The organism is Brevibacillus sp. B_LB10_24, from assembly GCF_046036945.1.
GTDB lineage: Bacteria > Bacillota > Bacilli > Brevibacillales > Brevibacillaceae > Brevibacillus_C.
This window is the reverse complement of sequence record NZ_JBJQOQ010000006.1, coordinates 120331-133320: the sequence shown is the minus strand read 5'-3', so window position 1 is coordinate 133320 and position 12990 is coordinate 120331. Positions and strand designations below refer to the sequence as shown.

Here is a 12990-nt window from a genome sequence, read left to right as displayed (position 1 = left end):
GTTTCACCTCCACAGGATGCTTGGAATGAAGAGGGGTCTCACCATAGAGATAGAGACCCCCTTTTGTTTCGGAGAAAATCCTATTTTAGCGTGATTTCATCGGCGAACAGCATTTCATCCAGGCGAGGTTCAAAATTGATCCGATCGCTCACCCCGAAGTTGGCGTTGGTCTGGAACAGATAGATCACCGGGCGGTCTTCCGCGACGATCTGCTGTACCTTTTGGTATTGCTTCGTCCGCTCTTCCGGGTTCATGTTGGTTTCTGCTTCATCGAGCAGCTTGTCTACCTCCGGGTTGGTGTAATCGCTCTCTCCTTTAGCCCGTTCGCTGTAGATCCGGTCAAATGCCAGCGAACCGTCGAACATGGAGTTGGCATACGCGATCATGAATATTTCACCGAAGGTTTTGCCCTTGTACTTCTCGTTGAATTTGCTCCATTCCAAAAATTCCAGCTTTACCTTGATGCCTACCTCTCCCAGCATCGCCGCGATCAGTTCGGCAGTCTCCTTGTCTTTCAGGTAACGGCCGCTCGGCGAGCTCATCGCGACCTCAATCCCGTTTGGATAGCCTGCTTCCGCCAGCAGCTGCTTGGCGCGCTCAGGATCGTACAGCTGTTTTCCGTACAAGTCGGGATCCGCCCCGAAGTTGCCTGGTGTGACGCGCGTACGGGTGATGGTTGCGCCGCCGCCGAGGAGGTTGTCGACGATCGCCTGCTTGTCGATCGCCAGTTCGATGGCTTCCCTGACCTTGGGGTTGGCTGTCACCTTTCCATCGGTCAAGCGCAAGGTCAACTGCATAACCCGCTGCGTCGGGCCGGATGCTGTGTGGGTGCCTTGGTTGTCGTCGATGCGCTGCATGTCGGTCGGAGGGATGTTGACAGCCAGGTCGACGCCTCCGGTCAAGAGCTCGGCGACGCGGGTCGAATCCTCCGGAATAGCGCGGAAGATCAGCTTGTCCCACTTGGGCTTGTCTCCGAAGTAATCGTCGTTTTTCACCAGGATCAAGCGGTCAGCCTTCTTCCATTCAGAGAACTTGTAGGGACCTGTGCCGACCGGTTTGTTCAGAAATTCATCCCAGCCTTTTTCCTGGATGTACTTGGAGGGAAGCATCCCGGAACCGAGCCGGGAGAGCCGGTTGAGCATCACGGGCTGCGGTCCGTCCGTTATGATGTCGACAGTGTGGTCGTCGACGATTTTTACCTCTTTGATCTGTTTGTAGTTGCCGTACTCCAGGAGCGTATTGTCTCTGGCTGCCCGCTCCAGCGTGAATTTGACGTCAGCGGCTGTAAACGGATCGCCATTGTGGAATTTGACCCCTTCCCGCAGCTTGAAGCGCCAGGTGGTCGGATCCGTGTTTTCCCACGAAACCGCAAGGTCAGGCTGGATTTGCTGGTTTCGGTCTTTCTTCACCAGGTAGTTGAACATGTTGACGTGGACAGCTTCGGTTGAGGTGTTGTTGTGGTTGTGAATGTCAAACGATTCGATGTCGTTCCCGCTCGCGACTGTCAGTACTTTTTCGCCTGACGATGCCGTATCGCCGCCGGTCTGTGCTGGCGGCTGCTCTGTCGTCGTCTGCGGCGCCGAAGTGCTCGTACAGCCGGCGAGCAGCCCGGACAGCGCCAGAATTACTGCCAATCCGATTGATGCCAAACGTTTCACGATGTGATCCCCCTTTTGGTAAAGTCAAGTGCCATCGCGGACAGCAGTGCAGCGCCGATGGGAAGCGCTTCTTCGTCAAGATCGAACATGGGATGGTGCAGCGGATAGACGGCGTTTTTCTCCGGATTGCCCACTCCCAGGCGGAAGAAGACGCCCGGCACGTGATGGGTGTAGTAGGAGAAGTCTTCGCCGCCCATGGAAGGTTCGACGATTTTGGAGCTGCCTTCGCCCAGCAGCCGATCAGCGGTCCTGAGCGCCAGGTCTACCATCTGGTCGTCATTGATGACAGAAGGGTAGCCAAACTCGTAAGCAAGTTCGTACGAAGCCCCGAGCGCTCCAGTCACGCCGCCCACGACCTGCTCGATCAGCTTCGGCATTTGCTCGCGAAGCTTGGGGTTGAGCGTTCTGACGGTTCCGAGCAGTTCCACTTCGGCAGCGATGACGTTCGAGGCGGTTCCGCCGTGAATCTTGCCGATCGTGATCACGACCGGATCGAGCGGGTCGACGAAGCGGCTGGGAATGTGCTGCAGGGCGGATATCACCTCGGCTGTCGCAGTGATCGCATCGATCGCTTGGTGTGGGCGGGCGGCGTGGCCGCTGTTGCCGATCACCTTGATCCGCAGCGTGTCAGCCGCCGCGCAGCCGACGCCCCGCACCGCCGTGATCTGGCCGACGGGAACGCCGGGAAAGACGTGCAAGCCGGCCATGGCCTCGATCTGAAAGTCGCGCAATAAGCCGTCATTGATCATTTCCTGGGCGCCGCCCTGATCTTCCTCCGCAGGCTGGAAGACGAAGACGATGTTTCCCTGCTCGGGGCGGAAGTGGCGGGTGAGCAGCTTGGCTGCTCCCATCAGGATGCTGGTGTGGGCGTCGTGGCCGCAGGCGTGCATTTTGCCCGGGATGCCGGACTTGTACGGGACGGTCTTCTGATCCTGAATCGGCAGGGCGTCCATATCGGCCCGAAGGCCAATCGTCGGTCCGGGAGCCGATCCGCGGAGTACGCCGACGACGCCGGTGCGCCCTACCCCGCGTTTTACCTCCAGCCCGAGCTTAGTCAGATGGTCAGCGACGATCTGCGATGTGCGTGTCTCTTGAAAGGCAAGTTCGGGATGCTGATGAAAATCGCGCCGCCAAAGGGTGATTTCATCCGCTAATGCTCTCGCTTTGTCCAAGATCTGCTCCAATGTTCATCCCCCTGTTCACTGCGGTTGATGGGCGAAGCCCTCGATGATGGCAGCGATGTGCTTGATTCCCTGGATGTAGTCTTCGATGATGATATTTTCATTCGGAGCGTGATTGTTGGATGCAAAATGGCCGACTCCGACTGAGACTGCGGGGATGCCGAGGCTTTGGCAGAGTATGTACATGGGTCCGGTGCCGGGCGACATCGGCATGATGGTGGGTTCCAGCCCGTAAACCTGTCTGGCGGTGTCGACAACTGCCCGGGTCAACGGGTTGTCAAGCGGGGTGCGTGCAGGGTGTTCCAGCGAAAAGGACTCCAGCTCAATGTCAGCGAAGCCCCTCTCGTCCAGATGCCGGCGCAGCAAATGCAGGATTTCGTGCGGGTCCTGGTCCGGGACGAGGCGGAAATCCAGTTTGACGCGGGCTTCCGATGGCAGCACGGTCTTGGAGCCGGGACCGGTATACCCCGATTCGATGCCGCATATGGTACAGGTAGGCTGGAAGATCAACTTTTCTTTTAGCGGAATGCCGGACAGATTCAGCAGGAACGATTTGAGGCCAAGCTTTTCCAGCGTGTTCGCCTCGTCGTAGATCATGTTTTGCAGCAGTTCGTTGTCGTGCTCGGACAACTCTGCCACTTTATCGTAAAACCCTTTTATCTGGATGTGTTCGTCTGGAGTTTTCAGTGTGGATAACGCCCACAAAAGGCGCCATGCGGGGTTCTCGATGATCGCCGCATTGGCGGAATGCAGATCGGTGTTGGCGCCGCGGCAGACCAGTTCCACGTAGCACATCCCTTTTACGCCGAGACTGACCTGCGGCCGGCCGTCGGCGTTTTTATAACCGAACTCCCAGAGGCACCCATCAGCTTGCAGCAGCTCGCGGTGGTTGTCCACAAATTCCGGCAGACAGACACTCCCGATTTCCTCTTCGCCTTCGACGATAAATTTGACGTCGATCGGCAGGTTGCCGCGCACCTGCAGGTAAGCGTGCACAGCCGCCAGCCGGGCGATCAGGTTGCCCTTATTGTCAGCGACGCCGCGGGCGTACATCCGACCGTCTCTGATCTCGGCGGCAAACGGGGGAGAATCCCACAATTCAAGCGGGTCTTCCGGCTGTACGTCGTAGTGGTTGTAAAAAGAGAGGGTCCTCTTTCCGCTTCCGGCAAACTGGCCGTAGACGACCGGATAACCGGATGTCTCAATCTGCCTGGCTTCGCCGCCCGTATCTCGAATCATGCGCTCCACCATGACGGCAGTCTCCTTCATTCCGCGGTTCTGGGCGGCGACGCTCGGCTGGCGGCAGAGCTCTTGCAGCCACTTGATGTACGTTTCCTGATTCTGTTCGATGTAAGCAAAAATGTCTTGCATGGGATCCCTCCCTTTTGGGAAATATTCCGAAAGGCTTACTCAAAACTATAAATTACACTGAAAACAATGTCAATTTTGAAAATTTGAATATAAAATACAACTCTTGCAAAATACGAGGAGGAAAAAGGAGAAGGATGGCCGAATTTTTTTTGATATAGAGAACATTTCCGTAAATATTCCCATATGGAAAAACGTCAGGCAAAGAAGGAGTATTTCGTTATGTCGAGAAACATTGAACAACTGACAGACCAGCTGTATCCCGCGCTGATCGAGTGGAGGCGGGACTTTCACAAGCACGCGGAGTCGGGATGGGTGGAGTTCCGCACGGCAAGCAAAGTGGCGGCAATGCTGCACGAATGGGGGTACCATGTAAAGGCAGGAGCGGAGGTCGTAAAGGGAGAAGCCAGGATGGGTGTGCCTCCGCAAGATTTCCTGGCCGAGCAGGAGCAGCGGGCTATTTCGCAGGGCGCGGAGGTTGAATGGCTGCCGTACCTGTCAGGCGGGTTTACCGGCGTCGTCGGGACTTTGGAGACAGGCCGGCCAGGGCCAACGGTGGCTTTTCGCGTCGACATGGACGCCTTGGATATCGTCGAGTCGACCGATCTGTCCCACGTTCCGAGCGCCGAGGGATTTCGCTCGGTCAATGCCAGAATGATGCACGCCTGCGGCCACGATGCCCATACCGCAATCGGATTGGGGCTGGCCCGGCTGCTGATGCAGCTCAAAGATGAGCTCAGCGGCCGGATCAAACTCATCTTTCAGCCCGCCGAGGAGGGGGTCAGGGGGGCCAAGGCGATGGTGGAGGCTGGAGTGGCAGAGGATGTGGACATCTTCTTTGCTGCCCACGTCGGCTGCGGGATCCCTCTTGGCAGCGTGGTCTGCGGGTCGGAAGGATACCTGGCGACGACAAAACTGGATGTGGAGTATACAGGTGTCGCGTCACATGCCGGGAGCAAGCCGGAGGAAGGGAAAAATGCCCTGCTCGCAGCGGCAGCGGCTGTGCTTAACCTGCACGCCATTTCCCGGCACGGAGCAGGGGCGTCCCGTATCAATGTCGGTGTGCTGAACGCAGGCAGCGGCCGCAATGTCATCCCCAATCTTGCCTCATTCAAGCTGGAGACCCGGGGCGACACAGACGAGATTAACGACTACATATTGGAGCAGGCGATGCAAGTGATCAGGGGTGCAGCCGCCATGTACGGGGTTTCAGAGAAGGTGGAGATCGTCGGCAAGGCGGGCAGTGCCGTCTCCAGCACGCAGCTGATCCCCTTTATTCGCTCCCAAGCCGAAAAAGTGGAGGAAGTCCAAACGATCGTGGATCGGCATCAATCCGGCGGCTCGGAAGATGCGACATACTTCATCAACCGGGTACAGGAACACGGCGGGCTGGCCGCTTATCTCGTCTTCGGCACGACATTGGCTGCCGGTCATCACAACGAAAAGTTCGACATTGACGAGCAGGTCTTGAAAATCGCAGTAAAAACGCTGGCTTACTGTGCCCTTCACGCCGGTGAGCTGCAAAAAAAAGCATAGGAGGATGTGGAAAAGATGGCGGACATTTTAAGCTATTTGCAGGAAAATCAGCAGCATATATTAGCCGACCTGGAAACCGTGGTAAAGGCGGAATCGCCTTCGAACGTCAAGGAGCAAGTGGACCGCTGCGGGACCGTCTTGCAATCTCTCTTCCAATCTCGTCTCGGTGTGGACGATGAGGTCATCCCGCAGACGAAGACAGGGAATCATCTCCGCTTTGCTTACGGCGAGGGAGACTCGCAGATCCTGATTACCACCCACTTTGATACGGTTTGGGATGTCGGCCGCCTGAATTACCGCGTAGAGGGCAACAAAGCCTACGGGCCGGGGATCTTCGACATGAAAGGCGGCATTATCCAATCCCTCTGGGCGCTGAAGGCTTGCCGCGACCTGGGCATCCCGTTGAAGCATAAAGTTGTCTTTCTCTGCACCAGCGACGAGGAGATCGGCAGCGGCACATCGCGGGAGCTGATCGAACAGGAAGCCTTAAAAAGCCGGGCTGTATTGGTTCCCGAACCGGCGGTCGCCGAGACCGGAGCGCTGAAGACCGCCCGCAAAGGCGTCGGCAATTTTACGATCAAGCTCAAAGGCAGAGCCTCGCACGCCGGCAACCACCACGAAGACGGGATTAGCGCCGTCGATGAAATGGCCCGTCAAATCTTGTTTTTGCACAGCTTGACGGACTACTCAAAAGGCACGACCCTGAACGTTGGAATCGCACACGGGGGAAATCGCGTCAACGTCGTCGCCGAACAGGCGGAGCTGCACGTCGATCTGCGGGTGACCAGCTTGGCTGAAGCAGAGCGGATCAGCAGTCTCGTCACGGCAGCCAAACCGCACCGAGAAGGCATCATCATGACGGTGGAAGGCGGAATCGAACGGCCGCCGATGGAGCGAACGGAGGGTACGGAGCGGCTGTTCAACCTGGCGCAAGAAGCGGCCAAGGAGCTGGGGTTTGCTTTGACGGAAACGGCGGTCGGAGGGGGGAGCGACGGGAACTTCACTTCTGCTCTGGGAATTCCAACGCTGGATGGACTGGGGGCCGTCGGCGACGGACCGCATGCGGAATACGAGCATGTGCTGATCGATCAGCTCCCGGTCAGGGCGGCCCTGTTCGCCAAGCTGCTCACGAGGTTATGAGAGAATGAAAAAAGCTCCCGTAAATGGGAGCGAGGGGGCAGGCGGCTCTATATTAAACAGCTTTGATGTGGTAGAACGAAAATTGGATGCGGGCTGCCAACGCCTGCGATTTGCTGATGGCCAGTTCCTTTGCTTTCGAGGCTGCATCAAACATGCTATTGGCCTTGATGGTTTCAATCCACTGTTTTGACTTGGTCTCAAATAGGAACTTGTACGTACGCATATTATCGACCCTTTCTTCATTCTGTCGTTCCACTTACTATTATGAGGGCAAAATGTTAATCATGTGCGAATGTTTGTTAACGAACGGTGAAGAAATCTTGGCGTCTTTTTGAACAATCCTGGATTTACAGTGCCCTTCGGCAGGTTTTGTTCATATGACTAGTATAAGGGCCACCTCGATTGATTGTCTGTCTGTGAAATAGCCAGCCGACCTTGTGCAATAGGAGTCGGCTGCTTTTTTTGTTGCATAAGGAACGGACAATTGGCAAATTCTACAATCAAACGAGCAGAGGGAAAGGAAGAACGGCGAGTGTCTTTTTGGTCGAAGATTGGCAGATTGTTCACCGTTGATGATACGATTCTGGACGAAGATTTTTACTTGACGCCCTCCAATGACGAGGCTCAGAAATACTCGAACGAAGAACTCAGGGTTCCTCCAGAAGAGAAAAAGCAGGGGAACAAAAAACGCATCAAAACCATTCGCGAGCTGCAGAAAAAGCCGGACACCAGAAGCCTGGATTCCCAGCAGGTCTTCTCCGAGATCGCCCTCAACAAGAAAAGGATTGAAAGAGACTTTTATTTGCCGAAAAACTCGGACATCGTCGTTCGCGATTTTTGGATCCCGCTTCAACCGCCGATCGAGGCGATGATCGTTTTTACAGAAGGACTCGTAGACAGCAAGGTGATCAATAACAACATTCTGGAGCCGCTCATGATGCTGGCCGCGCTTCCCGAAGAAAAGCTGGACAAGTCCCGTTTTCAGATGGTCAAAAATACCCTTTTGCCCGGCAATCAAGTGATGCAGTACGAGAGATGGGAGGACGTGAAGAAAAATATTTTGGCGGGCTCAACCGCAGTGTTTGTAGACGGCGTTGACGTAGCGTTTGTGGTTGAGACAAAGGGCTGGGAACACCGCAACGTCTCCGATTCCAAGGCAGAGGCAGCCATCCGCGGTCCGCACGATGCCTTTACGGAAAATCTGCGAACCAATACGGGTCTTGTCCGTTCGCGGCTGAGGACGGAACACTTGATCACGGAAATGACACAGGTGGGAAAGCTGGCGCCGACCGATGTGGCGATCATGTACGTAAAAGGCATTGCCAATCCCAAATTGGTCAGCGAAGTGAAGCGGCGCATCAACGCAATCAAGGCTGATTTCCTGCAGGACAGCGGCGTGTTGGAACAGTACATCGAAGACCGCACCGCCCTGCTGATCCCAAAAATGACCTCTACGGAGCGGCCGGACCGGGTGGCAGCCTCTTTGGCGGAAGGGTTTGTCGCGGTGTTTGTCGGGCAAAGTTCATTTGCCTTGATCATGCCGACGATGATCTGGTCCATGATGCAGACGTCGGAAGATTACTACACGCGCTCTCCTGTCGCCAGCATCATCCGGGTGGGGCGCGTCCTCGCCTTGATCATAGCTTTGCTGCTGCCGGCCCAGTACATCGCGATCGCCAATTACCATCCGGAGATGATTCCGACTGATTTGATGCTGGCCATCGCCGCCGCCAGAGAAAAGGTGCCGTTTCCGCTGATCCTAGAGGTGATCATGATGGAGTTCGCCATTGAACTGATCCTGGAGGCGGGGATCCGGATCCCCAACGTGATTGGACCGACGATCGGCATCGTCGGGGCGTTGATTCTGGGCGAAGCTGCCGTTCAGGCTAGGGTTGTCTCCCCGTTGTTGGTCATCGTCGTAGCGATTACCACTCTCGCTACATTTACCATGCCCAATACAGGCTTTGCCCTCGGGATCAGGGTGCTTAGATTTGGCTTTGTCCTCATGGCATCTTTTTGGGGATTTTACGGCATTACCCTGGGAGTGATTGCCCTGCTGATGCAGTGGGCCTGCTCCAAGTCGTTTGGCGTTCCCATCTTGTCTCCAGTGTCCCCGTTCAAACCGCCTGTCGGCGATACGATGGTAAGGGTAGAGCCGTATAAGGAGACACATCGGCCGCGGCCGCTCTACACAGGAAAAGAACGCCGGGAAAAAACGATTACCCGTATCTGGGATCCTACCGTGCACGACTCCAGGGAAGCTCGGTCAGACATGGAAGAGGGGCGCGATCAGGATGATTAAGACAGGCCATCTTGGCAAGGTAGAGCTATTCGCGTTGGTAACGATCAGCGGGATCGCGGACATTTTTCTGACCGATCCCCAGCAGTTTGCGGAACATGCCGGTACGGCTGCCTGGATGACGCCGATCATCGCCATGTTGATTTGCATGGTGATCTGGGCGATCATCGCGCCGGTGCTTACCGATTCGAACACCAATCAACCGCTGAAGACAGGCTGGCTGCGGGTTCCCATCCTGCTATTGATCATTATTTTTCTGGTTGCAGATGCAGGGATTGAAACCAGACTCTTTACGGAAACAGTGGTGACAACGGTCCTGCCGCAGTCGCCGCTGTCGTTTGTCCTCATCCCCTTTGTCCTGGTGACATTTTACTGTGCGTACAAGGGGGTTGAAGGCTTATCTCGCATCTCCTGGATTTTCTTTCCAGTTGCTATTGTCGGAGTCATTTCGCTGCTGCTGCTGAACTGGAACTGGTATCGGCCTTATTACCTGCTGCCGCTTTGGGGCCGTGGCATTCCTGACGTGCTTAGCTACAGCCTTGTCACAACAGGGCAATTTAACAATATTTTGCTGCTGGTGATTTTGTCTCCGCTCCTGCAAGATTCGCGGGACAGCAAAGCAGTCGGGTACTGGAGCCTGATTATCATTGGCTTCTTATATGCTTTAGTAACGCTTGTTTTTTTAATGGTGTTCCCGTATGAATCTGCTTTGGAGAGCCCGTATCCGATGTACCAGTTGGGCAGGCTGGCGAGAATCGGGAGGTTTATCCAGCGCCTGGAATCCGGGTATGTCTTCATCTGGATCTCCATGGCCTTGATCAAGACGGCCATTGACATCTGGATCACTTCCTATCTGGTCGCAATCCTGTGCAAGATGCCGGTAAATCGGCCGCTCATCCCGGCGATCATGCTAATGGTTTACGTGCTGGCCTTTTTTCCGAAAAACTTTCCGGAGACGTTAAGCTGGTACATTCACTTTGTCATAAATTGGAGTTGGTTTGCGGTAATTGTCCTGCCTGCCGCTTTGCTGCTGTGGGTCAGGCTGCGCAAGCCTTACAGGCGGAGGAGGGCTTCTCCAAGATGAATTCAAAGGTGCTTTGCCTTGTCCCGGTTATTGCATTGATGCCGCTATTGCTCGGCGGGTGCTATGACAAAGTTGAACTGGAAGAAGTGGCGTTTGTCGCAGCCGTCGGCATCGATGAAGCACCGGATAACCAGATCGACGTATCGATACGCGTTTCCATTCCGCGAAAGCTGGCAGGCCAGGAAGGAACGAGCGGCGGAAGCGGCGAGGAAGTGTTAAGCGGAGCGAAGCCGGTTACCGTCAGGGCCAAATCGATAATTGAAGCGATTACCCTGCTGCAAACGAATATCGAGCGCCGACTCGACTTCAGCCACATGTCCAATTTTGTGTTTAGCGAATCTTTGGCCAGGAAAGGGTTGATCAAGCATTTGCGGCCCCTTAGCCGCTACCGTGAATTTCGCCGGACGATTACGGTTTCCATCGCCAAAGGGCAGGTAAGGGAACTGCTGCTCATGGACAAGCCGATACTGGAACAGTCCGTTCACCGTTTAACCCAATCGATTAACGCTGTGATGAAGAGTACCGGACAGGCATTTCCTGCCACCTTGCACACCTTTCTCTACATGCTGGAGACCACAACCGACGATCCCGTCGTCAGTATCATTGCCGTCAACAAGGAGGCGGCAAAGGATGAAAAAAGCATCCCCAAGGACAAGAAGATGGCGTTTGTAGCCGGAGAGATTGCACGTGAGGGAGGGAATCCCGTCGATTTTGCCGGGACTGCCTTGTTCAGTGCGGACAAGCTGGTAGCAATGCTGGATACGAAAGAGTCAAGAATGCTGACAATGATTCGGGGGGAAATGCCACCGATCAAGTTTCACTTTACCGACCCCCTTAGAAAAAAAGAACTTGTCTCCTTGGAGTTGAAACACGCCAGGCCGCCAAAGCTGCAGGTGGATCTAAAGGCAAATCCGATTCGGATCCACCTCAGCGAAAAGCTGGAAGCTACGCTGATCGGCGTCCACAGCGAAGTGAACTACACGACTCCCAAAAATATGTCTCTGCTGGAGAAACAGGTCGGCAAGGAGCTGGAAAAACGGCAGGAAGAGCTGATGAACAAGGTATTCCATACCTACCAGTGCGAGCCGTTCGGGATTCTCTCGCGCTCCCGGGGACAGTTTGCCACATTTGCGGAGATAGAACATTTTGATCGCAGGAACGCACTCAAAAACGCGATCGTGGACGTGGACGTAAAGGTCGAGATCAGAAGAATAGGCAGTCAGTTGCGCCCCGTTTTGCCTAGGTAAGGATGTGTGAAGCATGCATATTGCCATTTTTATCATCGAAGCGCTTGTACCGCTAGGAATCCTGGTTTATACAATCAATTTTGGCCGCTGGCTGGGGAAGAGAAAGCTGCCTGTCGGAGCCTTTGGCGCATATATCATCGGCGGTTTGTCATTTGCTTTAACCGTCTGGGTGCTGCTGCGCGGTTTCAGTTGAGCGCTAAAAAAAGAAGAGAGCACGTTTGTTGTGCTCTCTTTCGCGTCTTATTCACTGGGCAAATTTCTTTTTGTCCTGAAACAGGATCTTTAGGATCGGCGGCGTCACGATGGTCGTGATCAGCACAACCATGACGAGAATCGAGAACAAGGCAGGAGAGAAGAATCCCCTCTCCAGTCCCAATGAGGCCAGGATGAGGGCGACTTCTCCCCGGGAGATCATGCCCGCGCCCACTCTGGAGGAACTGCTCCAGGAGAACCCTGCCAGTTTTGCTCCCAAGCCGCCTCCGATCCATTTCGACATGATGGCTAACACTCCAAACGGCAAGATGAGCCAAAGAGAATCCAGCCCGCCGATTTCTGTACTCAGCCCAATGCTGATAAAGAAGATGGGGACGAAGAGGGAATAACTGAGCACTTCCACCCGTTCCATGATCTTTTCCTGGAATTCTGTTCTGGATATCGCGATTCCCGCCAGATACGCCCCGATGATGTCGGAGATGCCCGTCTCTTCGGCAAAGTAAGCGAAGGCAAGGCAGATGATGACGGCCAGGACGGTCATGCCTTGAGGGATATTGGTATGGGAAAATTTTCGCAAAATCCACGGGACAAGCTTCCAGGCTGCGAAGATACCGACAACGAAGAATACCAGCATTTTCAGCAGGACTGTCGTGATGCTTACGTCACCGCCGAGAATACTCATCGTAAAGGCGAGCAGCACGATTACGACGATATCATCCAATACGGCGGCACCAAGTATTGCCATGCCTTCCTTCGTTTTCAGGCGATCCAGCTCCCGCAGCGTCTGGACGGAGATACTGACGCTGGTTGCCGACAGGACCAGGCCGAAGAGCGCCGATTCAAATTGCGTCAATCCCATCAGAAGCGCGGAAAAGTATCCCCCCACCAAAGGGACGATAATTCCACTGAGTCCAACATAGGTAGAGGCTTTGGCACTGGCTTTGAACTCCTGGAGATTGGTCTCCATCCCGGCGATGAACATCAGCAGGATCACACCGAGACTGCTCAATTCCTTCAAAACCTCTGTGTTATGTACCCAACCTAACAAAGAGGGACCAATGATAATTCCGGCGATCAATTGGCCTAAAACGGAAGGTTGTCCAAACCGCAGGCTAAGATTACCCGCGACTTTGGCAGCGATAAGAATGATGATTAATTCCAGTAGCACGTATTTGTTCCCTCCTTCATGAAATACAATGGCTGAACCGCGAGTGTCCTCTCACTATGTTGCTTCACTCGCTTCGAATGATTCCGTCAGAAACCC

Annotated in this window: 11 protein-coding genes; 6 read left to right on the top strand and 5 right to left on the bottom strand. The window is 54.7% G+C overall.

Translation table 11 applies throughout. The annotated features are described in order from the left end of the window. Positions 1–80 precede the first annotated feature (80 nt). The 3 genes from ACI7RC_RS08275 to ACI7RC_RS08265 are packed head-to-tail and all read right to left on the bottom strand — an operon-like array spanning position 81 to position 4210. Positions 81–1658: an ABC transporter substrate-binding protein gene (locus ACI7RC_RS08275; protein WP_408107765.1), complete on the bottom strand. Its 1578-nt coding sequence runs from the start codon at positions 1656–1658 to the stop codon at positions 81–83. Next, entirely contained in the window at positions 1655–2842 is a 1188-nt protein-coding gene (locus ACI7RC_RS08270; RefSeq protein ID WP_408107764.1) for a M20 metallopeptidase family protein, read from the bottom strand. Before ACI7RC_RS08270 ends, ACI7RC_RS08275 begins: the two co-directional genes overlap by 4 nt. Positions 2843–2857: 15 nt before the next feature. Beyond that, positions 2858–4210, bottom strand: a complete 1353-nt coding sequence (locus ACI7RC_RS08265) for a M20 family metallopeptidase (protein ID WP_408107763.1) — start codon at positions 4208–4210, stop codon at positions 2858–2860. 219 nt (positions 4211–4429) lie between these two features. Here ACI7RC_RS08265 and ACI7RC_RS08260 point away from each other — a divergent pair, with 219 nt between their 5' ends. Together ACI7RC_RS08260 and ACI7RC_RS08255 are read left to right on the top strand one after the other, a co-directional pair. Next, the gene (locus ACI7RC_RS08260) at positions 4430–5743 is read left to right on the top strand and encodes an amidohydrolase (RefSeq protein ID WP_408107762.1); all 1314 of its coding nucleotides are present in this window, start codon (positions 4430–4432) and stop codon (positions 5741–5743) included. Positions 5744–5758: 15 nt separating this feature from the next. Further along, positions 5759–6883 (top strand): M20 family metallopeptidase, encoded by a 1125-nt coding sequence (locus ACI7RC_RS08255; protein ID WP_408107761.1) that lies wholly within the window; start codon positions 5759–5761, stop codon positions 6881–6883. 52 nt (positions 6884–6935) lie between these two features. Here ACI7RC_RS08255 and ACI7RC_RS08250 read toward each other — a convergent pair whose 3' ends face one another. Continuing rightward, the gene (locus ACI7RC_RS08250; RefSeq protein ID WP_408107760.1) at positions 6936–7106 is read right to left on the bottom strand and encodes a hypothetical protein; all 171 of its coding nucleotides are present in this window, start codon (positions 7104–7106) and stop codon (positions 6936–6938) included. A gap of 309 nt (positions 7107–7415) precedes the next feature. Here ACI7RC_RS08250 and ACI7RC_RS08245 point away from each other — a divergent pair, with 309 nt between their 5' ends. From ACI7RC_RS08245 to ACI7RC_RS08230, 4 genes are read left to right on the top strand one after another with little or no spacing between them, the layout of a single operon-like run. Beyond that, on the top strand, positions 7416–9185 hold the full coding sequence (locus ACI7RC_RS08245) for a spore germination protein (protein WP_408107759.1): 1770 nt from the start codon (positions 7416–7418) through the stop codon (positions 9183–9185). Next, positions 9178–10266, top strand: coding sequence for a GerAB/ArcD/ProY family transporter (locus tag ACI7RC_RS08240; protein WP_408107758.1), 1089 nt, complete (start codon positions 9178–9180; stop codon positions 10264–10266). Before ACI7RC_RS08245 ends, ACI7RC_RS08240 begins: the two co-directional genes overlap by 8 nt. Next, positions 10263–11513 (top strand): Ger(x)C family spore germination protein, encoded by a 1251-nt coding sequence (locus ACI7RC_RS08235; RefSeq protein WP_408107757.1) that lies wholly within the window; start codon positions 10263–10265, stop codon positions 11511–11513. The genes ACI7RC_RS08240 and ACI7RC_RS08235 overlap by 4 nt, the downstream gene beginning before the upstream one ends. Positions 11514–11526: 13 nt before the next feature. Next, positions 11527–11706 (top strand): hypothetical protein, encoded by a 180-nt coding sequence (locus ACI7RC_RS08230; RefSeq protein ID WP_408107756.1) that lies wholly within the window; start codon positions 11527–11529, stop codon positions 11704–11706. A gap of 51 nt (positions 11707–11757) precedes the next feature. Here the strand turns inward: ACI7RC_RS08230 and ACI7RC_RS08225 are convergent, their stop codons facing one another. Then, the gene (locus ACI7RC_RS08225) at positions 11758–12894 is read right to left on the bottom strand and encodes a cation:proton antiporter (RefSeq protein ID WP_408107755.1); all 1137 of its coding nucleotides are present in this window, start codon (positions 12892–12894) and stop codon (positions 11758–11760) included. Between the last annotated feature and the right edge of the window lie 96 nt (positions 12895–12990).